We start from the raw sequence: 25,214 nt of genomic DNA on the forward strand, positions 1-25,214 counted from the left end.
GGAGTGTCACCCAATAATTCGCTAATTTCGCTGCTGGGTGGGGGAACGAACCCACCGCAGCTGCAGCATGTCCACAATATTCCGGCCCGGCAGGCAGTCAATGCGCAGTGGCCGCAATGGGTGCACCCTGACATAGTGGGCGCCTATTCGATGCTGGGCGTTGCACACCCTTGGCGCCACCAGATAGCGAGTGCCGATGCCGCCCACGGCGGCCAACACACCATCATTGCCACCGGCACTGCCTCCGGCAAGTCCCTGGCTTACCAATTGCCGGCCGTCGACGCCGTGCACAGGGCGCAGCTAAAGGTGAATGAAAACCCCGGCCTGCTGGAGACCGAAGGAGCCGTGGCCCTGTATCTTTCCCCCACGAAGGCTTTGGCTGCAGACCAGCTGGCGGCACTGAATTCATTGCACCTGCCCACCTTGCGTGCGGCCACCTACGACGGCGACACGGCCCCGGGCGACAGGCGCTGGCTTCGCGAGCACAGCAATTTCATCCTGTGCAATCCCGACATGCTGCACTTTGGCGTGCTGCCCAATCACACCTGGTGGGCTCGTTTCTTCAAACGCCTGCAATACGTGATCATCGACGAGGCGCACAGCTACAGGGGTGTCTTCGGCTCCCATGTGGCCGTGCTCCTGCGTCGGTTGCGGAGAATCTGCGCCCATTACGGTTCCAATCCTGTGTTTATCGGGGCGTCCGCCACCTCAGCGGATCCCGGCGAGTCCTTTGCCCGCCTGATTGGTGCGCCCGTCACCACCGTGACCGAGGATTGTTCCCCCCATGGGGCCACCACAGTGGCGTTGTGGGAGCCTGAATTGACAGATTTTGCGGGCGAGAACGGAGCCAAAACCCGACGGACATCGATTGCCGAGACCTCCGACCTGCTAGCGAACCTTGTGTCCGCGCACGTGCGAACCATCGCTTTCATCAAGTCCCGGCGCGGCGCAGAAACCATCTCCTCCGTGGCCAAGCGCCTGCTGGCGGACGTCGATCCCAGCCTGCCCCCACGTGTGGCCGCCTACCGCTCGGGTTATCTGCCCGAAGAACGACGGGAATTGGAGTCGGCGCTGCGTGCCGGGGACCTGCTCGGGGTCTCCAGCACCTCCGCTTTGGAACTGGGCATCGACATCTCCGGCCTGGATGCCGTTTTGGTGGCTGGCTGGCCTGGCACCAGAGCATCCTTCTTCCAACAGATAGGCCGGGCAGGACGGGCCGGCCAAGACGCCCTCGCAGCCTTTGTGGCCAGCGACGACCCGCTGGACACGTTCCTCGTCCACCACCCTGAAGCCATTTTTGACCGGGCCATGGAAGCCACCGTGTTCGACCCCGCCAATCCCTACGTTTTGGGTCCGCACCTGTGTGCGGCGGCCGCCGAAATGCCCATCACCCATCAGGACCTGACCATTTTCGATGCCAGCACCCCGGCCTTGCTCGATCAGCTGGTGGCCCAAGGATACCTGCGCAAGCGGCCCGCGGGCTGGTTCTGGACCCACCCCCAAAGCGCCGCTTCCATGGTGAACCTGCGCGACGACGGCGGCGGACCCATCAACATCATCGAAGCGGACACCGGTACATTGCTGGGCACCATGGGATCACCGCAATCCCACTACCAGGCCCACACCGGAGCCGTGTACGTCCATCAGGGCACCAACTACATGGTGCTGGAACTCAACGAGGCCGAACACTGCGCCCTAGTGCGCCGTGGAACCCCCGACTTTTACACCACGGCCCGGGACGTCACCCAGATCGAAGTGCTCGAGTCGACAAAGCATCAGGTCTGGGGGCCGGTGGAAATGCATTTTGGCCCCGTCCAGGTGCGCACCCAAGTGGTGTCCTTCCAGCGCAAGGCCGTGATCTCCAATGAAGTTCTCGGGGAAGAACCACTGGAGCTGGAAGCCCGAGACCTGATGACGAAGGCCGTGTGGTTTACCCTCGACAACGCGACGCTGTTGGCCGGAGGCCTCGTGGAACCACAATTTCCCGGTGCCCTCCACGCCGCCGAGCACGCTGCCATCGGTTTGTTGCCCTTGGTCGCCTCCAGCGACAGGTGGGATGTCGGCGGTGTTTCCACTGCCCTTCATGCCGACACCGGCCAGCCTACAATCTTCGTCTATGACGGGCATCCCGGCGGAGCTGGATTTGCCGAGCGCGGCTTCGACATGGCGCGCACTTGGCTCAAGGCGACCATGGAAGCCATTGAAGCCTGCGAATGCCCGTCCGGATGCCCCTCGTGCGTGCAATCGCCCAAGTGCGGCAATAAAAATAACCCCCTCGACAAGGCAGGTGCCGTCCTGTTGTTGAAGGTCCTGCTCAAAAATGCCCCGAATTGAGGCCCCTACGAGCAGGACCCTCAACAGCGTCCAAAATGTCATTTTCGAGTGCACAAAATGTCAGAAGTGCACAGCACAGAATTTCAGGGGCTGTCGTGGTTTATGTTCCGCAGCTGCCCGCGTTCAATGGCTCGGTAGACGGTGGAACGACCTCTGCTAAACAGCTCAGCCAGCTCGGCCCTGCTGTGTTCACCAGCGGTATGCAGTTCGAGGAGGTGCTTTTCCTGCTTCACCGAGAGTTTGGGCTTCTTCCCCCGAAGCCGCCCCTTGGTCTTGGCAACCTCCATTCCATCGCAGGTGCGCATCCGAATAAGGTCGGCTTCAAACTCGGAAATCATCGCCAACACGTTGAACACAAGTTTTCCCATTGGATCGGTAGGGTCATGGACGGAACCGCCGATGCTGATTTTGACCTCGCGGCTGGCGAGGTCATCCGCAATTTCATGGGCATCCCGGACAGAACGGGCCAGACGGTCAAGTTTGGTAACGACGAACGTATCCCCAGCCCGGCACGCGGCTAAGGCTTCACGGAGTCATGCGCGGTTTTTGTTCCTGCCGGTAAAACCGTGATCAACATAGACGCGTTCCGACTCAACGCCAAGGGCTGCCAGGGCATCATGCTGTGAGGTTAGATCTTGCTCTTCCGTAGACACGCGTAGCCGTTCACAATCCTAGACATGCAAATCAGTGTGCAACTTAGGGCCCCCGCGTCAGCGGACAACTCACCGGACGGGTCTTACGGGACTGTGGCGGGTCAGCGCTCATAACATCTTTGATTTTGCGCCTTCGTGTCCTGTGAAGGGACCGGCTTACGGGCAGTTGTTGCGCTGAGCTACTTGATTTGCTCGGTACGCATTGGTAGCTTTCAACACGTGTCCATCAAACTCGATAATGTCGGGATCGCCGTTCGTGACCTCGAAGCTACGATCGCCTTTTTTACCGACTTGGGTCTCACCGTGCTCGGCCGCGACACTGTCAGCGGTGAGTGGGCCGATACGGCTGTTGGTCTCGACGGAAATCACGCCAAGATCGCGGTGCTCCAGACACCGGATGGTCACGGGCGCCTCGAGTTTTTCGAATACATCCACCCGGACGCGATCGAGACCGAACCCACCCTGCCGAATGAAATCGGCATGCATCGAGTCGCTTTCTCCGTCGACGACATCGAAGAAGCCCTGGCGATTGCTGCCAAACACGGCTATCATCCGCTGCGTGGGGTGGCCACCTACGAGGACATCTACAAGCTCACATACCTGCGCGGTCCCAGCGGAATCCTGATCATGTTCGCCCAGAAACTCAAGCAAACAACACCGTGAGCAATGCCAAAGATTCGTGGCCGTAAACCGTTCGTTATGTGGGACTTCTGATGCATGAGCCGCGCGTAGACTCATGGAATGTCAAGTGTGGATGTCGATGCGTTCGTATCTGGACTCGCCGTCGGCTGGCAGCGGGACGCCTGCTTAGTGCTGCTGGAGGAAATTCGTGCGCTGCCGACTCCGCTGGAAGAGAGCATCAAATGGCGCAACCCCTACTTCGACTACAACGGCGCAGTCGTGAAGTGGTACGTAGCTAAGGCGTGGATCAACGTCTACTTCTACAAGGGCTATCTGCTCGAGGACTCGGAAGGCTTGTTCGAGCAAACCGACGACCTCCGGATGAGGACGGTCAAGATTACCCAGGCCCGGCCGTTGGACCGGGTTTCCTTTGCTGCGCTGCTGGATGCCGCCGTCGAGCTCAACACCCCGGGCGGGTAGATGGCGCACCGGTGGCATGGCGTCGTACCCGGCGGCCGCGGAGGCGGATCCGCGCATTCGAAAACCTCTTGATGAGGTAAGTCTGTCTCGGTAGCCGTACCCCTGCGGGGAGGGAGGGATGTGCTGACGACTTCTGAAATTCGGTGCAGAGCACTTCTGACCCTTTTATGCTTCGAGTCAAGCCATAAGCGTTTGAAGTTTCCTGAAGAGTTGCCGGGCGATAGCGCGTTTGAGGCACCGACGGATTTCCTTTCGGGTTTTACCCTCCGCGGTCCGCCGCTCCACGTATTGCTTCGTTTCGGCGTCGAATAGCATCCTCGTCTGGGCAATCGCGTGCAGTGCCTTGTTCAGTTGCCGGTCACCGTTGCGGTTGAGCCGAGGCCGGACGGTGTTGCCCGAAGATGCCGGGATCGGGTTGACACCGGCGATGGCCGCGAAGGCTGACTCGGAGCGGATCCTTCCGTGGTGGGAATAAGCGACAAGCACGATAGCCGAGGTCACCGGGCCCAGACCTTGTAAATCCATCAACCCGGGCGCCATGTCCTGGACAATGTCGGACAACTGGGTCCTGTTGGCTTCCATTGCGGTGTCGAACGCAATGACGGCACGGGCCAAACGACGTGCCTCATCGCGCGCCCCGGTCGGCCCGACTGTCCCGGGACCTTGCCCGCCAGGCAGCGATGTTACGGATTTGGGCGTCGCGCAGGGCCGCACGGGCATCAACGCCCAGTTCGGTGGTCCGGGTAATCGCGGTCAGTGCCAAGCGATCGGCTGACCGTTTGCGAGCCATCATCCTGCGGGCGTCCAACAGGATCCGCAAGGCGTTCCGGTCACCGTCGGCGCGGGGCTCGAGCAGGGACGCGACCTCGATGCCAAGGACGGACTGCGCTGCTGCCACCGCATCAAAGGCATCGGACTTTCCCCGCCCTGCGGGAGGTCGCGCGTGGGGGCTGCACGTCACAGACGCTGATCCCGGCCCCACGAAGCGCCCGTGCCAAGCCGGCATCGTTGGAACTCGCACCCTCCACAGAGACCAAGATCTGTCCGTCTCCGGACCGCTTGTTTATCCAGCCGGTGGCCCGGGAGATGCCCGGCGGGCTTGCCAGAAACGTTGCGGTGTCAACGACTTATCCGGTCGCCGAGGCAAGGATGGCGTAGCTGTGGGTTTTGGCATGGGGGTCCACGCCTACGACATGGGTGTAGTGATTGGCCACGATGGTCATCTCAGGTTCTCCCTTCGGACGGGCTTCAATAGCGCCGATCCGGGAAGAGTCACGCCGAGGCAGTTCTCTAACGATTCACGGCCCAACCTATTGGCGGGCCGGACATCCTTCTATCAAGCCATCGGAGTGGGCCAGAAAGGTGCAGCCCCGACCAGGCGGACACGTCAGAAGCAGGACACTGCCGTGGCAGGTCAGAAAATGAGCGAGTCACACCCGGCCGGGGGTGGCACCAGTCTGCCAGCCGGCCCCGGGCCAGCCAATATCCATTAGAGAAAATGACAACAGCGTCCCAAACCTGCTGGATAGTCGGCAAAAGTGCTGCCTGAAACAGGTCAATACCGCTGCCCGACCAACCAGAGCGGACCGTGTCCGGCGGAACTCCGGCCCTTGCCTTGCCTTGAGCGGGCCAGGGCAGCGTGGTCTCAACGGCAACTTCCACTTGAACCGAGAGATCGCCGGCCAGCGTGCACTTCTGCAATGACGCCCCGTGCAGTTCGGAGACTTCCGCTGCAATCCGGCAAGGCGCACCTTGGCTCACACCTCTGTAGGCGTCCGCAGCGGCAAGGGCTGCCATATCGGCAGCCGTTGCCGCCTTGGCCGCCGCAGCGGCCGCTTGGCCAAGTCCCAAAACCATTGCCATGAGGAGCAGCACCGCCACTGCCAGACCGGCAGCCAGCGCGGTGCCTGCGCCCGATTCATCCTTGCCCATGTTGCACTCCGCGCTGGTTCGATGCAGTGGCGGTGCACTGGCCGGTTGCGAGCCTGCATTCCGGCGCCCGCGCCCACCGCCACAGGGCCGGGTTGAGCGCTGCGAATCCTTGCCGCAATGCCATGACTTCCAAAGCCTGACGCCCTGCCAACGATGCATCAGTGGATTCAACCCTGGCGCTGGCCTGTGCGCTCTGCGCCCAAGGCACCAGCCCGGACAGCACACCACCCACTCTTCCCTGAACTGTGACGGTGGCATAGCCGTCTAAGCGTCCCAGGGACACGACGGCAGCCTCTCCGGCCACGCCCGCGACAAGTGCAAGCACCTGCGTCGAAGAATCTCCGCGCGCCAGCGCCCTCGCCCCTGCCCTGGCGCCCTCCTCCAGCCGCAGCTGAAGCATGCCCGCAGCAACACTAAGCAAAAGCATGGCCAGCAGCACGGTGACGGCTGGAAGCACCACGGCCAGTTCGGCCGTTACCGATCCGCGCATCGATGCCGCCCGCCGAGATTCGCCAGGATGGAACCGACAACTTCCCCGTCCCTGTGCTTCCATGGTTTTCGTCTCTTCGATTGGCTCTGACATTCGTGACTGTTTCCCGGCTCGGATTGTCTGCCGGCCAAGAGCCTCTGCCGGCTAAAAGCTCAGTGCCGTCCGGATGATATTGAGCAGAAAGCCACGGACCTCATCGCTTTTGAGAATCACCACGAGCAGTCCCGCGAACCCCACTGCGGCCAGTGTCGCGATGGCATATTCAGCGGTTGCCATACCGCTTTCCATTCCTGCCCTGGCACGCTGCCCCGCTGACGTGTGGAGTCCGGTGCCGTGGTTCAGCACGGGTGTGGTGCGGCTCGCACCGGGGAAAATCTCCCGAACGTTGTCCTCGGCACAGGCCTCCTGCGGGCCGACTCCCATTGCTTGTGCGGCTTCCTTGCTGTTCATTTCGACTCCTTGGTTCGGGGTCTTCCTCAACCGGAAGACCCGCCCGGACCTGCATGCAGTGCTCGATTCACGCTGAATCGGCCTCCCGGCCCAAGCTGTTGATGCAACTCTTGCCCTTGGTTGAACCTGGCAAAAGACCCCTTTGCTGATTCGTGGACGGAGCCACCGCCGGCGTTGCCTGTGGGGGAAACGCTGCGGACCTAGAACTCAGGAATCATGGCCATCACGACCGGGACAATGCCCAAAGCGATAAATGCCGGCAAGGCACAAAGCCCCAAAGGCAGCACCAGCTTCACGCCAAGTGCGGCGGCACGCTTCTCTGCCGCACGGCCGGCCATCCGTCGTTGCTGCTGCGCCTCGGCATACAGCAGCGGGGCCACCGAGGCTCCTGTCAGGGCCCCAAAACTCAACGCGTCGTGGATCCGTGCCATGTCGCTGCGCAGCAGCTTGCCGTCCCAAGAGTCGTCCCAGGATGCGCCAATCTCCAGACCCGCCACCACCTGCAGCAAACACTCGCGCGCTCCCGGCACGGCCACGCCGGCCACCACCCGCAAGCCGCCCTGAACCGTAAGCCCCGATTCCAGCGCAGTGCCGAGCAGTTCCAGCAGCAGCGGGACCGAGGACACCCCGCTTGACGGATCAGGCGGTACTGCGGCGCCTGCACCATGGGCTGTTCCAGCTCCCGGCGAGGCCAACAGGCGGGGGCTGCGCTTGCCAATTCCCGCCGACAAGCCGCCGCCACGACCCCAAGCCGTTCCGCCCCACAGGCCTGCACAGGCCAGAGCCGCCACCGCAAAGACCAACACTGGGACCATGCTCACCACCGCCGGTGCAACGTGAATGACCGCATCCAGCTGCCCGCACCGGCACTTCTTCGCTGCGGGAGTTCCGGGGGGCGAGCCGCACCGCCAATCATCCTGGCCGACCAGATCCGTCCTGCGAGCGAAAACGCAACACCGGTGGCCAGCACCGCCCACCCAAGCGGGCTGCCCAGCAAAGCCCCAATCGGGTCCACACCCATGGCCACACCCAACCCCAACCCAATAAAGGGCAGCCAGCTCAAAAGCCGCACAGTGGCACGCGGTCCTGCGAGCGCAGTTGCCCGCAAAGCAGCGGTGTCCTGCTCTGCTTCGATGGCCAGTGCCAAGCGGTCAAGGATCGCGGCGACGGGCGCTCCGCTGCCTTCGCATACTTCAAAACAGGCTGCCACATCGAGCCACACTCTGTGCTGCTCCGCTGTCAGGGCCGGACCATGCCTGCGGATTCGCAGTTTGCGGGCTGGTGCGGCTGCCTCGCCGCAGGAAGTGCGCACAGCGGTTGCCGTGGGCATCCCCAAACCCGTGGCGCGCTGCACAGCCAGGACGAGCACCAAAACGGCGTCGGCTGGCATGCGGTCTCCGTTGGCAGCAGCCCTGGACCGGACAGGCACGGGGCGTCCTGCAGGCCTGCGCGCTTGTTCCATCGCCAGCACCTGGGCCAGCGCCCCCCATACTAGGGGTCCCGACCGGCCGGCCGCCAACAGCGATGCCAACTGCCGGACCAGTCGAGGGAGCGATTCGGCTGTGTTCGGTCCCGTGCGGCCTGCTGCGCTCAGCTCTTTGCCGCCACCACCGCGCCGCGTAGCCCGCCAAACAGAGCCGCCAAGGCCCACCAGACCGCAGGCTGCCGCCGACAGGATGAAGACCAAAAGTGCGCTCATGGCAGGGCCCCGGAGCGGTGAGCCGCGTCGACATGGCGGGAGACGGCGTCGGGCGCCACTCCCAGCTTTTTAGCCAGCGCCGACCACGCCGGTCCCTGCACCAATCCGGAACCATCCTCCCGTGAGGTCCGGCAGGCCAAAGCCGTCACCACTTCCAGCCGGCCTTCGCGTAAAACCACCGCGGCAACCTCGGCAACAACGCGTTGGCCGTTCCTTCGCGTCAGGTGGATCACCACATCCAATGCGCTGGCAGCCTGCAGGAAAACAGCTTCCGAGGTCATGCCCGCGAGCGCCCCCAAGGCTGCCAGCCGGGCAGGCACGTCGCCGGCGCTGTTGGCATGGATAGTTCCGCCACCTCCGCTGTGGCCGGTGTTCATCGCCATGAGCAGTTCACGCACTTCACTGCCTCGGCATTCGCCAACAATGAGTCGACCCGGATTCATCCGCAATGCTTGGCGCACCAATTCCGCCAAATCCAGGGCACCGGCCCCTTCAGCGTTTTCATGGCGGGCTTCAAGCGTCACCACATGCGGGTGCTCCGGCTCCAACTCTGCCGCGTCCTCTATGAGCACCAGCCTTTCCTCTGCTGGACACAGCCCCAGCAGAGTTGACAGCAAAGTGGTCTTCCCGGCCCCTGTCGCTCCGCTGATGAGAAAGTTCAGCCGGCGGTCAACAACCGCGGCCATCACCCGGGCAACCAAGGGTTCCACGCTGCCGGCGTCGACCAGCTGGGACATCGTCAGGACTGTTCGGCGCTTGATCCTGATGGACAGTAGGGTTCCCGTGGTTGAAATAGGTGGCAGGACGGCGTGGACCCTGTAGCCGGAGGAGATCCTCACATCCACGCATGGGCTGCTTTCATCCAGCCTGCGCCCGCCGGTGGCCACCAGCCGCACGGCGAGAGCGCGAAGTTCGCCCTCGTTCGAAAAACCCACCCCCACCCGTTCCGGCCCCGCCCCGCGGTCCTGCCACACCGAATCCGGGGCATTGACAAAAATGTCGGTGACGGCGGGATCATTCACCAAGCCCTGCAACGGCCCAAGCCCGTTGAGCTCGGCGGCAATCCGTTCCATGGCCACCAGCGAGCCGGCGGCTCCGAGCAGCCGCCCGCTTTCCCGCACAGCGGCAGCGACCTGCAGCTCGGTCACTGGTCCCGGCCTGGCCAAAACGCTGCGCCGAACCACCTCGAGCAACTGCGCATCCATCGCCCCGTCCCACGGGCCGCGCACACCCCCGTTGGGCACAGGCGCACTCATGGCAGCCGCCTGCCCGACGTCCCGCCGTCGTTCGAGGACTCCCCCGACATCCAATTCAGAACATTGGAGACAAGCCTCCGCACGGCCCGGCGCCGCAGGAGCTCCGGCAGGCGCTGGGCTTCCAACGCTTCACCTACTCCGCGCAGCGCAGGAAGCCGGCCCACCAGCGGCAGGCCGACAGCATCAGCCACCATGGCCGCGTCCAGCCCTTCCGCCAGTGGTCCACGCACGACGGCGGCAGCGGGCATGGGCGCCATCGTCTCCAGCATGTGCAGCGTGGCCGCGGCAGCGCGCACACGGCCCGGAACCACCACGGCCAGACCGTTGCACCGCAGAGCCAAGGCCGCAAACGCTTCGGGGCTTCGACCCAAATCAACCACCACCAGCCCGTAGGCTCCGCGGGCAGCGCGCATGATCTCCCCAGCCGCCGAGCGGGTGCCAGACCCGGGCTCCGCCTGTGCGCTCCCCTCCACCCGCGGCCCGGCAGCCAGCATGGCTCCGGCAGTTTCCTGCCGCAAGGCGCTGTCCCAGGAGAGCAGGGACAGGGCGCCCATTTGCGGCAGGGAGGCAGCCAGCTGGTCCGGATTGATGGCCCCGGATGCCTGCAGCAGCTCCGGCCAACGCAGGCCCGGCACATCCACGGCCGCCAGAGCCGTGCACAATCCACCGCCCCAGGGGTCGCCGTCGACCAGCAGCGTTCTCGTGCCCCGGGCAGCAGCCCCGGCCGCAACCAGGACCGACAGCGTGGATGCCCCGGCACCGCCACAACCACCGGCAACGCCCAGCACTCCGGCACCGGCGACTGGATTTCGCAAAAAGCTCAGGTAGTTGGCCAGCCACGGAGCTGAATCTGGGAGTATGGCCACCCGATCGGCCCCCAGCCGTTCAGCCTGCTTCCACATCTGCGCCGCTTCGCCGGCAAAGCCCACCACAGCGGTGGGTCCGCGCCACCCGGCAAGTCCCGCGTCAATGGCCGAGCCGGCAAGCGCTTCGGCGTCGACAAGCACCGCAGCCACGTCTTCCCACCTGCCAGCCACTTGGTCAAGGCTCTGCCCAACCACCAGTTCAACAGCGGCGGCGGCACTGACCCTGCCGACGGCGCCCTGCAACTCTGCAGACCCGGACAACAGCACGATGGTGGTGTCCCTGCGCGGCATCCACGGTGCCGCTGCCGGACCGGGCGGAGGACTCTGGCTGCGTCTCATGAATCAACTGTGCCCTTGCCCTCGAATCGGCTCCACAGGTCCTTGTCTGAAAGTGGAGGAAGAGGACGCCAGGGGCGGCTGTGGAGGAATGGGCGGGCAGGTGGCGGGCGGACAGTGCAGAATAGAAACTATGTACGCATTGTTGGCCAAGGGGCCTGCTGCTTCCACCGCCATGGTTCAGCTCAGGCACGACGACGGCACGCCCGCTTCGGAGGCTCGGACAGTGGACCGAGCCGCACTCCAGGCAACTGTGCGCGAGCTTGAGGCGACCCACCGCCCCCGCTGGGTGTGGGACAGGGCTGCCAACTGGTATCCGGAGCTGCTGGCGGCCAATGTGCGGGTGGAAAAGTGCCATGACCTGGCCTTGTGCCAGAACATTCTGCTGCACTCCGAATTTGCCGCAGCCACCGGCTACCACGCGCAATCCACCTCCCTTCCGCCGGAGATCGACCCGGTCCGTCAAACCTCAATCTGGGGTGCGGCAACCACCGGGCAGGAAAGCCTGTTCGATGCCCCCACACATGCCACCGCCCCGCGGGCGTGGGATCTTGAGACCGTGGCGAAGGAACTCGGTGCCCAAAAAGTCGCCGTTGCTTCCTCCACACACCCAGCCAGGCTCTCACTTTTGCTCATTGCAGAATCCGCTGGTGCTTTGGTGGCAGCGGAGATGCAATATGAAGGTATCCCTTGGAGGGAAGACCTGCACAGGAGGCTGCTCAATGACTTGCTTGGCCCGGAACCAACCGACCATGCCCACCCGGAAAAGATGGAGGCGCTGGCCGCACAGTTGCGCACCGCCTTGAATGCACCCTCACTGAACCCCGACTCCCCGCAGGACTTGATCCGGGCCCTGCACAAGGCGGGCATCGAGGCGAAATCCACCCGAAGCTGGGAGCTGATGGAGTTCAAGCACCCTGCCATCGAACCCCTGCTGGCGTACCGAAAACTCAGCCGACTTTTCACCACCAACGGCTGGAATTGGCTCCGGCAGTGGGTGCGAGAGGGGCGATTTCATTCCGAATACGTGGTGGGCGGAGTGGTGTCGGGGCGCTGGGCTTCGCGCGGCGGCGGCGCCATGCAGGTGCCGGCGCAGATCAGGGGCGCCGCCGTTGCCGACCCCGGTTACACGTTGATTGTGGCCGACGCAGCCCAATTGGAGCCGAGGGTTCTGGCTGCCCTCGCCCAGGACACGGCGATGGCCGCGGCGGGCCAAGACCACGACGGGCACAACAAGGATCTCTATGCGGGGATTGCGGCCCAGGGCTTTGGCGGCGACCGCAGCATGGCCAAAATTGCCTTGCTGGGTGCCATTTACGGCTCCACCACGGGGGAATCGGGCAGGCTGGTGCCCCAACTTGCCCGCATGTACCCGCGAGCGCTGGACTATGTGGAACAAGCGGCCCGAGCAGGCGAACGCGGCCAGCGTGTGAGCACGTTCCTTGGCCGCAGCACCCCTCCCACCACACAGGAATGGCACGACGGCCAGCGCAGCTCCTCAGCTGTGGAACAACGCCGGGCCGAGTCCGCTGCCCGCTCCCGGGGACGCTTCACCCGCAACTTTGTGGTTCAGGGAACAGCTGCTGAATGGGCCCTGTGCTGGCTCGCTGAATTGCGACGTCGGCTGCGGGCCTTGACGGCTGCCTCGCTCGACGCCGGGGGAACGCCAGGGCAGGGCACGCCGCAGTTGGTGTTCTTCCTTCACGATGAAGTCATGGTGCATTGCCCCACCGCGTTGGTGGATGAGGTCACTCGGATTGTGCATGAGTCCTCGCAGGCTGCAACGGAGTTGATTTTTGGCAGGATCCCGCTGGAGTTTCCTGTCAACGTCAGCGTTGTGCAGTGCTACGCCGATGCCAAATAGGGCAACTTCCACCGGGTTTGGACCTCCTAGATGGGAGCAGGCAGTTCCCGCGTCTCATCCCAAGGCACGTCCCACTCCAACTCTTGGAAAACGTAGCTGAGGATCCCTGCCGTGAAACCCCACACCACTACGCCATTGACGGTAAAGGCGGGCCCCCGGTAGCGCTGGCCGTCGCGTGCCAGGACGGCGGTGAAACGGTTGTCGGGATCCAGCAGGTCCCTGACGGGCAATCTGAAAACTTGGGCCGACTCGCCATAGTCCACAACCTCGACGGGGCTTTGCCGCGACCACCAGCCGAGCACGGGCGTGACCATGAAATTACTGACGGGAAGAGGCATTTCGGGCAGCAGGCCCAAGACGTCCACACCCTGCGGGTCCAAACCTGTCTCTTCTTCGGCTTCCCGCAACGCTGCCGCAGCCATCGAAGCGTCATCCGGATCCACTCCCCCGCCCGGGAAAGCCACTTGGCCGGGGTGGTCGTTCAAGGTTGCCGCCCGCTCAATCAGCAGGATGTCCAGATCGGCCGAAACCAACGGCTTGGCAGAAGCAGCCGGTACGTCGTCCAAGGCACCAAAGAGCATCAGGACGGCCGCTTTGCGGGTTGCTGCGCTGTCCACCGGCGGCTGCCACAGTGAGGGACGGCCCATTCGCTTGGCTGCAGGCAGTGCAGCGCTCAACGCAACTTTCTGCGCCAAGGCCGCCAAGTCGGTGTAGGCACTCACCGGGAGTTGTCCCTGGCGTCCGTTTCCGTGGATCGAGCCGCTCGCTGGAACTCTTGTCGGTATTGCGCGGCTTTGCCCACGTCGGCAAGCATGCGCGCCAGCAGTTCCTCCTGCCCCGGCGCGAGCTCGTACTTGAGCAGTTTCGCGGCTTTCACCGGATCCACTTCACCGTCCCCGTAGGACGGGCACAGATGCGCAATGGGGCAGACCCCGCACGCGGGCTTGCGGGCGTGGCAGATTCGCCGGCCGTGGAAAACTACGCGGTGCGAAACCATCGTCCAGTCTTTGCGCTCAAACAAAGCCGCAACATCAGCCTCAATCCGCACCGGATCCGTGGATTCGGTCCAGCGAAAGCGCCGTGCCAGCCGGATGAAATGCGTGTCCACGGTAATGCCCGGAACCCCAAACGCATTCCCAAGCACCACATTGGCGGTTTTTCGCCCCACTCCCGGAAGCGTGACGAGGGCCTCAAGGGAACCCGGCACCACGCCGTCGTACTCATCCACCACGCGCGTGGCCAGCGCCAACAAATTTGCTGCCTTGGCCCGGAAGAAACCGGTGGATTTGATCAGCACCTCAAGCTCAATCGGCTGGGCCTGCGCCATTGCCAGCGGCGTGGGAAAGCGGGCAAAGAGGGCCGGGGTCACCGCATTGACTCGAATGTCGGTGGTCTGCGCTGACAGCACGGTGGCAACCAGCAGCTCAAACGGGTTCCGAAAGTCCAACTCCGCGTGGGCATAAGGGTACAGCTGCGCCAACTCGCGGTTGATTTTCCGAGCCCGGCGCTTGAGTGCCAGCGCCGTTTCCGGGACCACTGCCACCACTGGCTACTGGCTGTCCGAGGCGCGCTCGATCCCCACCAGATCAAGCAAAACACCTGTCTTGCCGTGGCTGTCTTGAACGAGGAAACTATTGCCGCGGTCCTCCAGGGCCAGGATCCAGGCCCCGGGAGCCAGCTTGAAAAGGAATTGCCGGGTATTTTCGTCAATCACGTTTTGCGGGCGGTCCACGGCAAACCAGAACGGATCAACGCTGACAGGCGCCGCAGCAGCCTTCGGATTCACTGTGGCCGCGATGCTGTCCTTGGCAGCTGCTGCCACTTGGGGGTTCAGCGTGGTCGCAGCTGCAGCGCCCTGCGCCGCACCTGGCTGGCCGCCGTCGGAGCGGTCGCTGCCAGAGCGGTCGCTGCCGAACCGGTCTGCGCCGCCCGCGCTGGCAGCCGTTGCCGTTTCGTTTGATGACGTCTCGACGCCGGACTTCCCTGCAGCGGAACCGTGTGAAGCCGACTGCTCGGCAGCAGGCTGGGCTGCGGCGGCGCTTTCAGTTGCAGCGGACGTGCTTGCGGTTGCCTTGGCTGCAGCCGTCTGCGCTGCTGCACCCCCCGCACCTGCATGCCCTGCACCGGTCTGGATTGCACCGGCTTGCTTAGCACCTGCGCTGGCTCCCGTGGCAGTGGATGCCTGCGTGGCACCGGACTGCGCTGGAGCTCCCTGGGCTGGGTTGCCTTCCTTGGCCGGAGTGAAGATCTGGCCGGCGGACGAGTGGCCGGCAGCCGGTGCGGCGGCCCAGCCGCCTGCGGCCTGCGCGCCGCCCTGGCCTTGGTTGCTCTGGCCTTGGTTGCCCTGACCCTGGTTGGCCATGCCTTGATTGCCTTGGGCCGGGGTGGCCTGTGCACCCTGGCGAGGTGCACCATGGCCGTAGTGCGTCCCGGCAGCACCGGCACCTGCGGCCACGGCTGCCGGCTTGGCTGCAACCGCGCGCTTGGGGGCGGGAATCGCATCGCGTGCTGCCACATGGGCAGGAACTTCGGCACGGCCGGAAAAGTCGGAGGCCAGGAAGGGGATCCACTGTGCGCAAACAGTCCCTGCCAACAGCAGCAAGGAACCGACCAGACCCACCAGATAGGCGGGGCCAAAGCTCGTCACGGCTCCGGTGAAGAAGAAGAACGTGGCGAAGGCCGCGACCACCGAAGCGAACTGGTCAACGGAGAGCGACCCGAAACGAACCTTGCTTTCCGGGCTCAGCCGACGGGCAAGGAACAGCCCGCCCACGGCCAGCGGAAGCACGACTCCGATGCCGATGTAAAACAGCCCGCCGGTGTTCCATAGATTGAAACTGCCGGCAAGGTTCGAGATGAGTGGCACCAGTGAAGCGACGAAAATAATCGCAACAGATCCCAGGACCCATAGATCCCGGATAGTTAGCGGGCCGACTGCTGCATGGCTGGGCGTTGTACCCGAGTTGCCTGCGGCGCTCTGGGCAGAAGGCGTGTGTTGCTCTGTCATGGTCCTACTCCTCAAAGTCACGATTGTCTTCCAGCCTAGTTACCGCAGAGAGGCAACACTAGCGAGCCACAGCTTAAATAGCGCAAAATGCGTTTAAAGGGCAGAACTCGCCTACCCCTGCCCACGCGGACTTCGCGCATTTGAGCGCAGATATGACCCCATTGACCCCACCGCCCTGTGACGGCAAACACGTTCCATGATGAAAAGCGCTACAGTTAAAGCTGGAACAAAACGCTGTCCCAGCAACTATCCCGAGCACCGCACCCACTCCTTTCTTGGGAGTTGCAGCGCACTGCCGCCGATGGGGAACTGCAGGACATCAGCTACGTAGGAATGAAGGGATTTTAGATGTCTGAGGTCACAACCGCAGCGGACGGCCAGTCCGGCGACGCACTGGAGAACCTGCTCACGGAGAACCGAGCGTTCGCGCCCAGCGCGGAATTTGCCGCCAACGCGATTGTTCACGGCGATGAATACGAAAAGGCCGACGCCGACCGTCCCGCCTTCTGGGGCGAGCAGGCCCGCGAACTCCTCACTTGGAGCAAGCCCTTCACCAAAACCCTCGACTGGAGCAACCCGCCTTTCGCCACCTGGTTCGAGGATGGCGAAATCAACGCCGCCTACAACGCCCTTGACCGCCACGTTGAAGCCGGCAACGGCGACCGTGTCGCCATTTATTTTGAGGGCGAGCCCGGAGACACCAGCACCTACACTTACGCGCAGCTCACCGAAGAGGTCAAAAAGGCTGCCAACGCCTTCGAATCCCTCGGCCTTGTCAGAGGGGACCGCGTCGCCGTCTACCTGCCCATGATCCCGGAAGCCGTCATCACGCTGTTGGCCTGCGCCCGCATTGGCGCCATCCACTCGGTAGTCTTTGGCGGCTACTCCGCCGACGCCCTGCGCTCCCGCATCGACGACGCCGAGGCAAAGCTGGTTGTCACCTCCGACGGCACCTACCGCCGCGGCAAGCCCAGCCCGCTCAAGCCGGCCGTGGACGAGGCCCTAAGCACCCCCGGGCACTCGGTGCAGAATGTCGTCGTGGTCAAGCGCAATGGCGAGGACGTCAACTGGGTTGAGGGCCGCGACCTGTGGTGGGACGACAGTGTTGGCGCCGCCTCCACCGAGCACACCGCTGTGGGGCACCCTGCCGAGCACCCGCTGTTCATCCTGTACACCTCCGGCACCACCGGCAAGCCCAAGGGCATCCTGCACACCACCGGCGGCTACCTCACACAGACCGCGTACACGCACCGCGCCGTCTTCGACCTGCACCCGGAAACGGATGTTTTCTGGTGCACGGCCGACGTCGGATGGGTCACCGGCCACTCCTACGTCACCTACGCGCCGCTCATCAATGGCGCCACGCAGGTCATGTACGAGGGAACCCCGGACTCCCCGCACCAGGGCCGCTTCTGGGAGATCGTGGAAAAGTACAAGGTTTCCATCTTGTACACGGCACCCACGGCCATTCGCACGTTCATGAAGTGGGGCGAGGACATCCCCGCCAAGTACGACCTGTCCTCCATCCGCCTGCTCGGTTCGGTGGGCGAACCCATCAACCCGGAAGCCTGGATGTGGTATCGCCGCGTCATTGGTGCAGACAAGGCCCCCATCGTCGACACCTGGTGGCAGACCGAAACCGGCGCCATCATGATCGCCCCGCTGCCCGGTGTGACGGTAGCCAAGCCCGGCTCCGCCCAAGTCCCGCTGCCCGGCATCGCCGTCGACGTCGTTGACGAACTTGGTGCCTCGGTGCCCCACGGCCACGGCGGCTACCTTGTCATCCGCGAGCCCTGGCCGGCCATGCTGCGCGGCATCTGGGGAGACAACGAGCGCTACAAGGACACTTACTGGGCCCGCTTTGACGGCATGTACTTTGCCGGTGACGGCGCCAAGTGGGACGAGGACGGGGACGTATGGCTCTTAGGCCGCGTCGATGACGTCATGAACGTCTCCGGGCACCGCCTCTCCACCACGGAAATTGAATCCGCCCTTGTCAGCCACCCCTCGGTGGCCGAGGCTGCCGTGGTGGGCGCAGCCGATGAGACCACCGGCCAGGTCGTGGTGGCGTTTGTCATCCTGCGCGGTTCCGCCGTGGAAGACGCCGACATCGTCACCACGCTGCGCAACCACGTTGGCCGCGAAATTGGGCCCATCGCCAAGCCCAAGACCATCCTGGTGGTGCCGGAACTGCCCAAGACCCGATCCGGAAAAATCATGCGCCGCCTGCTCAAGGACGTGGCCGAAGGCCGCGCAGTGGGAGATGCCTCGACGCTGGCCGACAACACTGTCATGAACCAGATTGCGGAGTCCCTGCGCAAGTAGCATTTCTGCACTGGCCTGCAACCAACGCAGCTTGCATCCAAGTCCTTTCGAGGCTGGACGCAAGCTGCGTTTGCTGCATGGGGCATTATTAACCCATGACCTCATCCCCCGCTGCCGACCGCGGCACCCTGCTGATCATCAACGGACCCAATTTGAACTTGCTGGGCACCCGCGAACCGGAGATTTACGGCACGGCCACCCTGTCCGACGTCGAACAACTCGCCACGGCTGCCGCCAAGGTCGCCGGCTTCGGCACCACCTGCCTGCAGTCCAACCACGAAGGTGCCCTGGTGGACGCCATTCATGCCGCACGCGGCAGGTCGGTGGGCATCATCATCAACGCAGGAGCCTATACGCACACCTCGGTGGCGCTGCGCGACGCCATCGCCGGCGTGGAACTGCCCACCGTGGAAGTCCACATCTCCAATGTGCACCAGCGCGAAGAATTCAGGCATCATTCCTATTTGTCTCCGGTGTGCACCGCGGTGATTGTTGGCGCGGGAATCCATGGCTACGAGCTCGCCGTGAGCGTCCTGGACAAGTCGCTGGCACAGACGCAGGCATAGTCGCGGGGCAGGTCTCCGCCCGCCTTGCCTCAACCCACCTTGCAGGTGCCGGACTCCACGGCACTGCTGAGCTTTGGCGCTGCGGCGATCACTGGACCGGCTTCTTCCATGGTGAGTGCGAAGCCCACGTTGCTGGTGGTTGTGGCCTTGGCAAATATCACTCCCACCACGCGTCCGGCCTGATCGAGCAGCGGTCCGCCCGAGTTCCCCGACTGGACGTTGCCGGCCAGTTGATAAACATCTAGCACGTTCTTGGCACCGCCGGTGATGTCCGGGACCAACAAGGGTCCGGAGGACAGCACCGTGGATGGGCGCACCTGCAAGGGTCCGCCCAATGGATAGCCGGCAAACGCCGTCGCCGTGTTTCCCGGCACCGTGCCTGCGGTGGGCAGTGGGGCTGCCTCCAAGGAATCGACGGCGAGGATGGCCAGGTCGTGGACGGGGTTGAAATACACCACCCGGGCCGGCAGGGCACCCTGCGTTTGGGTTTGCACCACGGGCATGGAAACACCCGCCACCACGTGGGCGTTGGTGAGCACGCGCCCGGGGGAAACCACGAACCCCGTGCCCGTCTGGTTTTGGCCGCACTGGAACGCTGTGCCTGAAATCTTCATGACGGATTGTGCTGCGGTGTTCCATGCTGCGGTGTTGGTGTCGGCGTTCGGGGCGGCAACTTCAACGTTGGGGCCAGAGGGGCCTAGCAGCGCCGGGATGCCTTCATCCAGGACAAGCGAGCGGATTTGGGCCACTGCCGACTTCACGGGGTCGGGCGTCCAGGTGTCGATGGCGGAAACCACCCGCGAATCGGTGAGTTGTTTGGAGACGGCGGGGATGCCGAGGTTGGAAACCCCAAAGGCCAGTATCGAAATGACCAGCGCACCCACCACCACGTGCAGTGCGCCGCCCAAAACACGGTTCACGGCGCGGATTGAATCCGACTTCACACCACGACCCAAGGCACGTCCCAACCGCATGCCCACGGCATACCCCAAGGCAATGAGCAGGAGCGTTGCACCAATCACCATGGCTGTCCGCCAGCCGGGGCTTGGAGCGAATTGACTGACAAAGGGAGCGGCAAAGAAGGCTGCCACGGCACCCGCGACAAAACCTGCCAGTCCGCCCAAGCCCACCACTAGTCCGGCCTTCAGGCCATAAATCAGCTGCCACAGCAGCCACAGGATCAACAGGGCATCAAGCCAGGAGTAACCAAACACTCTTGCGCGACGCTCCTCCCGGGCACTGGCCCGTCATTGTCATTCCGGCGCACAAGATGTGGCCCAGATCCACATAATACCGGGGAAGGCAGTGCAAAGTCTGGACTTTTCCCGTAGCTAATCTGCCAATTTGCTGGCAACGGAGCGCTGGAATGCCAAATTGGTCACAAAAGCGTGAAACTTCTGAAACAATCAGTATCAGGCCACAACTTATTAGCTACATATTATTAGCTACATACTGCAAGGAGTTTTCATGGACATCGAGGTACTACGCCGGGCACCACTTTTTGCCACGCTCGACGACGAGGCGTTCCGCCTCTTGACCGACGAATTGGCAGAAGTTGATCTTTCCCGCGGCGCTTCGGTTTTCCGTGAAGGCGACCAGGGCGACCAGCTCTACTTCATTGTCTCCGGCAAGGTGAAGCTGGGCCGCACCTCCTCGGACGGGCGTGAATCATTGGTGGCCATTCTCGGCCCCGGCGAGCTGTTTGGTGAAATGGCACTCTTTGATCCGGCTCCGCGCAGCACCACCGCCACCGCGGTTTCCGAAACCCGCCTGGCCGGGCTGAAGAACGAGTCCTTGAACGCGCTGCTGCGCAACCGCCCCGAGGTGTCCATGCAGCTGCTGCAGGCCCTGGCTCGCCGCCTGCGCCGCACCAACGACAACCTCTCCGATCTTGTGTTCTCCGATGTCCCCGGCCGCGTTGCCAAGGCCATCCTTGACCTGGCCGACCGCTTCGGCCGCCCTGCCACGGACGGGATCCTGGTGGCCCACGAGCTGACCCAGGAAGAATTGGCCCAGCTGGTCGGCGCTTCACGCGAGACCGTCAACAAGGCCCTGGCCGAGTTTGTCCAGCGCGGCTGGCTTCGACTGGAAGCCCGCGCGGTTGTCATCCTTGATGTCAACCGTTTGCGCCAGCGCTCCCGCTAAGCCCCAGTGCAAGAAACGGCCCGGTCACCGAAAAGGTGCCGGGCCGCAGTCGTCCCCCTTCCAGACGCTCCTGCACTTTCCGGGGTAAAAGCCGGGACGCTCCTGCACTTTCCGGGGTAAAAGCCGGGACGCTCCTGCACTTTCCGGGGTAAAAGTCGGGACGCTCCTGCACTTTCCGGGGTAAAAGTCGGGACGCTCCTGCACTGCTGAGCCTTCTGCCGTGCTCCCTCTACGTCAGGCTGGTCGGGAAAGCGTGCCTGAAAAACGCCCCGGACGTGCAGGAGCGTCAGTAGAAACCACCCCGGACGTGCAGGAGCGTCGATGGGTGGGTCAGCGTTCCCGGCAGGGGCCGCCCTCTGACACCGGAGCGGTCTGCACTTCGAGGCTGAACTGGCCGTCGGCATCAACAACAAGCTGCGGACGATATTCATAGGTGGGCCGCTTGTGATTCAAGTAGGCGATGCAGCCACGGGCGGCCGCGATCTTTTCCAGGATGATCTGCACCCCCGGAACCACCAGTTCTTCCACTTCCAATCCGACGCTGTCGGGCTGGCCAATCTCATCGCCCAAGGCGGAGCTGGACCGTTCAGCCAAAATATCCGCCGCGCTGGCCCAGCGCCCCCACACGCCCTTGCTTCTCAGCAGCGAGGGTTCCTGATTGACCGGCCTGGCGGAGGCAAAATAGCGGACGTCAAAGCGTCGGTGCGCAAAATCCGGGCTGGTCCAGTGGCTCAGCGGCTTCAGCAGGTCTGTTCGCAGCGCCAGCCCGTAACGTTCGAGCATGGCGGTAAAGGTCGATTCCTGGGTGGCGATGGATTCCCGTGCCCGCATCCATTCCTGCCCGGAGATGCCCTCCACTAGGGAGGAGGCGTCGGGCCCGGCCAACAGGACGCCGGTTTCCTCGAACATTTCACGGATCGCTGCCACGACGTGGCGCTTGGCCAAGCCGATGTCGTCCGTACCCAAACTTTTAGCCCAGGCAACGGGAGAGGGGCCAACCCAGTCGGTGACGTCGTCGTCCGCGGGTTCAACGGTGCCGCCGGGGAAGGCGAAAGTGCCCAGCGGCGAACCACCCGGGCGGTAAGTCATAAAAGTTTGCAAACCACTGGGGCTGTCCTTCAACAACACCACCGAGGAGGCCTGTCGCGGCTTGCTGGGCGTGCGTTCACCAAACTCCACCCAAGCCTGCGCCGCTCCCCGGTGCGCAGCGCTCAGCGGGAAGCGGCGCACCGCGGAAGGGCGCATGCTTGCGGGATTGCTATTGGAATTGGGCAATCAGCTCAACCTCGACGGGTGAATCCAAGGGCAAAACGGAAACCCCGACGGCGGAGCGTGCGTGGACGCCTGCCACGCCAAACACTTCGCCCAGCAGCTCGGAGGCCCCGTTGATGACACCCGGCTGGCCGGTAAAGGACGGGTCCGACGAGACGAAACCCACAACTTTGACAATGCCGATAACACGGTCGAGGTCGCCAATGACGCTCTTGACTGCGGCGAGGGCATTGATGGCAGCGGTAGCCGCCATCAATTTTGCGTCCTCAGCGGACACGCCCGCACCAACTTTGCCTGTAGCTGTGAGTTTGCCATCAATGAAAGGCAGCTGCCCCGAGGTGTAAACATGGTTGCCCGAGATGACGGCGGGCACGTAGGCGGCCACCGGTGCGGCCACGGGTGGAAGGCTCAGCCCAAGCTCGGCGAGGCGCGCTTCAATGCGTGACGTTCCTTGATTTGGCGTGGCATTCACGGTTAGGCCTTCTCTCGTTTGAGATAGGCAACAAGACCGTTTCCATCCGGTCCGGGGACGACCTGGACCAGCTCCCAGCCCTCGTCACCCCACTGGTCAAGAATTGCCTTCGTGGCGTGGATAATAAGCGGAATCGTAGAGTACTCCCATTTGGTCATGCATCAAAGCGTATCCCCTGCCGGTAAACTGGGAAAATGGCAGCAAAAAAACACCCTATTTTCGATACAGCCACAACTCTGGGCAAATTGGTCGCATTCCTGGGCATCAGCAGCGTTTGCGGTGTCTTGGTGGCAGGTCTAATGGTCCCGGCAGCGGCCCTGGCCGGAACCACGGCAACCTCCTCCATCTCGCTCTTTGACGACCTTCCGGATGAGATGAATGTCGGCACCCCTGCCCAGTCATCGCGAATTCTTGCTGCCGACGGCTCAGTGTTGGCCACGTTCTACGACCAAAAGCGCACCGAAGTTCCACTGGAGGACATCTCCGAGAACATGCGCAACGCCATCATTGCCGTGGAAGACTCCCGCTACTACGAGCACGGCGGCATCGACACACGAGGACTCATGCGCGCCATTGCTGCCATGGTCCAGGGCGGCGGTCGCCAGGGCGCTTCCACCATTACCCAGCAGTACGTGAACAACGTCATCATTCAGACCTATGCTGCCAATGGCGAATATGACAAGATCAAGCTCGGCTCCGACAAGGGCATTGGCGAGAAGGTGCGAGAAATCAAACTTGCCATCGCCATCGAGAAGCAGTACTCCAAGGACGAGATCCTGCAGGGCTACTTGAACTGGGTACTGTACGCCAACGGCAACTTCGGCATTGAATCAGCCTCCGACTTTTACTTCAGCACCCATGCCAAGGACTTGACCCTGACCCAGGCCGCACTGCTGGCCGGAGTTGTGAACAGCCCCACCGTGTACGATCCGGTGGCCAACCCGGAAAATGCGCTGGCGCGCCGCAACTTGGTTCTTGACCACATGCTGGACCAAGGCATGATCGATAAAAAAGAACACGCAGACGCCGTCAAGACGGGCCTCGGCCTGAAAGTCCAGGCAAACCGCAACGGCTGCACCAGTGCGGTGCGTGCCGAGTACTTCTGCGAGTACGTCTCCAACTTGATCCTCAACGACCCCGCCTACGGCAAGACCTCCGAGGACCGCCTCAAACTGCTCCAGCAGGGTGGCTTGACCATCACCACCACACTGGACCCGAAGCTGCAGGACGCCGCCCAGTCCCAGATCCACAACGTCATCCCGATGGAAAACAACCCGGACAAGGTCGGCCAATCCCTAGTCACCGTCCAGCCCGGAACCGGCAAGATCCTTGCCATGGCCCAGAACACAAAGCTGTCACCGCCGGAAGGCCAGTGGGCCAACACCTACAACTTCAACGTCGACATGTTCGATGCCAAGGGCAACGAACTCGGAGGCGCCGGCGGATTCGCCACCGGTTCAACGATGAAACCCTTCACGTTCGCGGAATGGCTGAACTCCGGCCACAAAATCAACGAGATTGTGGACGGCTCAGTCCGGCGATACCCCTTCGGATTCCCGTGGAAAAACTCGTGCGGCTCGGTCGCGGGGGCATATGACTCCTCAGATCCTGCCGCCGACAAAGACCTGCAAAACGCGGACGGCGATGCGGGCGCCTACTACCGCCCGATGACTGCCCGCGAAGGCCTGTACAACTCCATCAACACGATCACCTTTGGCACTGCGGCAAAGCTGGACTTCTGCAATATCCAAAAGATGATGACGGCCGCCGGCGTTCACAATGGAAAAGACCCGAAGCAGCCGTACAACATGTCCTCGTTGAGCAACCTGTTGGGTGCCGGCTCCGTGGCCCCCATGACCATGGCCAACGCATTTGCCACCTTTTCCGCCGGTGGCATCCACTGCGACCCCGTCGCCATGGCCTCCATCACGAACGTCAAGGGCGACAAGTTCCCCGTCCCCAACGCCAATTGCAAACAAACCATAAAGCCTGAGGTTGCCGCGGGCGTCACCTCGGTCCTGCAGGAAGTGCTCATTCGCGGTTCCGGCTACCAGATTCCGGTGAAGTACACTGCCGGTGCCAAGACTGGAACGACCAACAATTCCGAACAGACGTGGACGGTGGGCTTCACCAAGGGATTGGCAACAGCCTCCTGGGTGGGCAACCCCGATCTCGGCGGAAGGTCCTCCAACGAGCTCCTCATTGGCGGGCAGCGCATTCCCTACGTGGACGGCGCCACCTATGCCGGAAAGACGTGGCAGGGCTACATGAACCAGGTTGCCGGTGCCTACGACGTCGGCGGTTTTACCCCGCCGCCGGAAAGCATGGTCAACCCGCCTGTGGTTGCCGCGCCCAAGACGGACAAACCGGAAAAATCCGACAACGGTGACAAGGGCAACGACAACAACGACAACAACGACAAGAACGACAAGAAGAAAGATTAGGA

The 25,214-nt window shown here is 63.2% G+C and carries 22 protein-coding genes and 2 pseudogenes; 8 read left to right on the forward strand and 16 right to left on the reverse strand.

The genetic code is table 11. The features are described from left to right. Positions 1–3: 3 nt before the first annotated feature. A complete protein-coding gene (locus QMG25_RS01015) occupies positions 4–2,334 on the forward strand; it encodes a DEAD/DEAH box helicase (protein ID WP_283456420.1) in 2,331 nt (776 codons plus the stop codon). 83 nt (positions 2,335–2,417) lie between these two features. Here QMG25_RS01015 and QMG25_RS01020 read toward each other — a convergent pair. Then, positions 2,418–2,987, reverse strand: a pseudogene (locus QMG25_RS01020) (recombinase family protein). Between the two features lie 219 nt (positions 2,988–3,206). On the opposite strand from QMG25_RS01020, the gene QMG25_RS01025 reads away from it, so the two are divergent. Beyond that, on the forward strand, positions 3,207–3,650 hold the full coding sequence (locus tag QMG25_RS01025; protein WP_283456421.1) for a VOC family protein: 444 nt from the start codon (positions 3,207–3,209) through the stop codon (positions 3,648–3,650). Positions 3,651–3,728: 78 nt separating this feature from the next. Next, positions 3,729–4,088, forward strand: a complete 360-nt coding sequence (locus QMG25_RS01030) for a DUF1801 domain-containing protein (RefSeq protein ID WP_283456422.1) — start codon at positions 3,729–3,731, stop codon at positions 4,086–4,088. A 177-nt stretch (positions 4,089–4,265) separates the two neighbouring features. Here the strand turns inward: QMG25_RS01030 and QMG25_RS01035 are convergent. The 8 genes and pseudogenes from QMG25_RS01035 to ssd form a co-directional block, all read right to left on the reverse strand. After that, positions 4,266–5,311: pseudogene (locus QMG25_RS01035) on the reverse strand (transposase). 67 nt (positions 5,312–5,378) lie between these two features. Further along, complete coding sequence (locus QMG25_RS01040; protein WP_283456423.1) at positions 5,379–6,020, reverse strand: Rv3654c family TadE-like protein; 642 nt, start codon at positions 6,018–6,020, stop codon at positions 5,379–5,381. Beyond that, positions 6,007–6,510: a TadE family type IV pilus minor pilin gene (locus tag QMG25_RS01045; protein ID WP_283456424.1), complete on the reverse strand. Its 504-nt coding sequence runs from the start codon at positions 6,508–6,510 to the stop codon at positions 6,007–6,009. Before QMG25_RS01045 ends, QMG25_RS01040 begins: the two co-directional genes overlap by 14 nt. 144 nt (positions 6,511–6,654) lie before the next feature. Then, on the reverse strand, positions 6,655–6,960 hold the full coding sequence (locus QMG25_RS01050) for a DUF4244 domain-containing protein (protein ID WP_283456425.1): 306 nt from the start codon (positions 6,958–6,960) through the stop codon (positions 6,655–6,657). 200 nt (positions 6,961–7,160) lie between these two features. Next, on the reverse strand, positions 7,161–7,775 hold the full coding sequence (locus tag QMG25_RS01055; protein ID WP_283456426.1) for a type II secretion system F family protein: 615 nt from the start codon (positions 7,773–7,775) through the stop codon (positions 7,161–7,163). A 2-nt stretch (positions 7,776–7,777) separates the two neighbouring features. After that, positions 7,778–8,659, reverse strand: a complete 882-nt coding sequence (locus tag QMG25_RS01060; RefSeq protein WP_283456427.1) for a type II secretion system F family protein — start codon at positions 8,657–8,659, stop codon at positions 7,778–7,780. Then, positions 8,656–9,915 carry a TadA family conjugal transfer-associated ATPase gene (locus tag QMG25_RS01065; RefSeq protein WP_283456428.1) on the reverse strand — a complete coding sequence of 420 codons (1,260 nt, stop codon included), beginning with the start codon at positions 9,913–9,915 and terminating at the stop codon, positions 8,656–8,658. Before QMG25_RS01065 ends, QMG25_RS01060 begins: the two co-directional genes overlap by 4 nt. Continuing rightward, complete coding sequence (ssd, locus tag QMG25_RS01070) at positions 9,912–11,120, reverse strand: septum site-determining protein Ssd (RefSeq protein ID WP_283456429.1); 1,209 nt, start codon at positions 11,118–11,120, stop codon at positions 9,912–9,914. The genes QMG25_RS01065 and ssd overlap by 4 nt, the downstream gene beginning before the upstream one ends. A 130-nt stretch (positions 11,121–11,250) precedes the next feature. Between ssd and QMG25_RS01075 the strand changes: the two genes are divergently transcribed. Continuing rightward, a complete protein-coding gene (locus QMG25_RS01075) occupies positions 11,251–12,981 on the forward strand; it encodes a bifunctional 3'-5' exonuclease/DNA polymerase (RefSeq protein WP_283456430.1) in 1,731 nt (576 codons plus the stop codon). Positions 12,982–13,007: 26 nt separating this feature from the next. Here the strand turns inward: QMG25_RS01075 and QMG25_RS01080 are convergent, their stop codons facing one another. From QMG25_RS01080 to QMG25_RS01090, 3 genes are read right to left on the reverse strand one after another with little or no spacing between them, the layout of a single operon-like run. Further along, entirely contained in the window at positions 13,008–13,703 is a 696-nt protein-coding gene (locus QMG25_RS01080) for an NUDIX hydrolase (RefSeq protein ID WP_502866319.1), read from the reverse strand. Further along, on the reverse strand, positions 13,700–14,527 hold the full coding sequence (gene nth, locus QMG25_RS01085; RefSeq protein WP_502866320.1) for an endonuclease III: 828 nt from the start codon (positions 14,525–14,527) through the stop codon (positions 13,700–13,702). The genes QMG25_RS01080 and nth overlap by 4 nt, the downstream gene beginning before the upstream one ends. Positions 14,528–14,530: 3 nt before the next feature. Beyond that, entirely contained in the window at positions 14,531–15,988 is a 1,458-nt protein-coding gene (locus QMG25_RS01090; RefSeq protein WP_283456432.1) for a hypothetical protein, read from the reverse strand. A gap of 348 nt (positions 15,989–16,336) precedes the next feature. Here QMG25_RS01090 and acs point away from each other — a divergent pair, with 348 nt between their 5' ends. Both acs and aroQ read left to right on the forward strand, forming a co-directional pair. After that, entirely contained in the window at positions 16,337–18,313 is a 1,977-nt protein-coding gene (acs, locus tag QMG25_RS01095; protein ID WP_283456433.1) for an acetate--CoA ligase, read from the forward strand. A 95-nt stretch (positions 18,314–18,408) separates the two neighbouring features. Next, positions 18,409–18,879 carry a type II 3-dehydroquinate dehydratase gene (aroQ, locus tag QMG25_RS01100; RefSeq protein ID WP_283456434.1) on the forward strand — a complete coding sequence of 157 codons (471 nt, stop codon included), beginning with the start codon at positions 18,409–18,411 and terminating at the stop codon, positions 18,877–18,879. Between the two features lie 29 nt (positions 18,880–18,908). Here the strand turns inward: aroQ and QMG25_RS01105 are convergent, their stop codons facing one another. After that, positions 18,909–20,093: a MarP family serine protease gene (locus QMG25_RS01105; protein ID WP_283456435.1), complete on the reverse strand. Its 1,185-nt coding sequence runs from the start codon at positions 20,091–20,093 to the stop codon at positions 18,909–18,911. 253 nt (positions 20,094–20,346) lie between these two features. Here QMG25_RS01105 and QMG25_RS01110 point away from each other — a divergent pair, with 253 nt between their 5' ends. Continuing rightward, positions 20,347–21,024 (forward strand): Crp/Fnr family transcriptional regulator, encoded by a 678-nt coding sequence (locus tag QMG25_RS01110; protein ID WP_038465875.1) that lies wholly within the window; start codon positions 20,347–20,349, stop codon positions 21,022–21,024. A 330-nt stretch (positions 21,025–21,354) separates the two neighbouring features. Here the strand turns inward: QMG25_RS01110 and QMG25_RS01115 are convergent, their stop codons facing one another. Genes QMG25_RS01115 through sp36 form a run of 3 tightly spaced genes read right to left on the reverse strand, consistent with a single transcriptional unit; the run spans position 21,355 to position 22,926 of the window. Next, on the reverse strand, positions 21,355–22,269 hold the full coding sequence (locus QMG25_RS01115) for an NUDIX hydrolase (protein WP_283456436.1): 915 nt from the start codon (positions 22,267–22,269) through the stop codon (positions 21,355–21,357). A 13-nt stretch (positions 22,270–22,282) separates the two neighbouring features. Then, entirely contained in the window at positions 22,283–22,768 is a 486-nt protein-coding gene (locus QMG25_RS01120) for a RidA family protein (protein ID WP_283456437.1), read from the reverse strand. 2 nt (positions 22,769–22,770) lie between these two features. Continuing rightward, the gene (gene sp36, locus QMG25_RS01125; protein ID WP_283456438.1) at positions 22,771–22,926 is read right to left on the reverse strand and encodes a Sp36 family protein; all 156 of its coding nucleotides are present in this window, start codon (positions 22,924–22,926) and stop codon (positions 22,771–22,773) included. A 36-nt stretch (positions 22,927–22,962) separates the two neighbouring features. On the opposite strand from sp36, the gene QMG25_RS01130 reads away from it, so the two are divergent. Next, complete coding sequence (locus QMG25_RS01130; protein ID WP_283456439.1) at positions 22,963–25,212, forward strand: transglycosylase domain-containing protein; 2,250 nt, start codon at positions 22,963–22,965, stop codon at positions 25,210–25,212. Positions 25,213–25,214 lie beyond the last annotated feature (2 nt).

Origin of the sequence: Arthrobacter sp. H35-D1, assembly GCF_030063185.1 — a bacterium.
Taxonomy (GTDB): Bacteria; Actinomycetota; Actinomycetes; order Actinomycetales; family Micrococcaceae; genus Specibacter.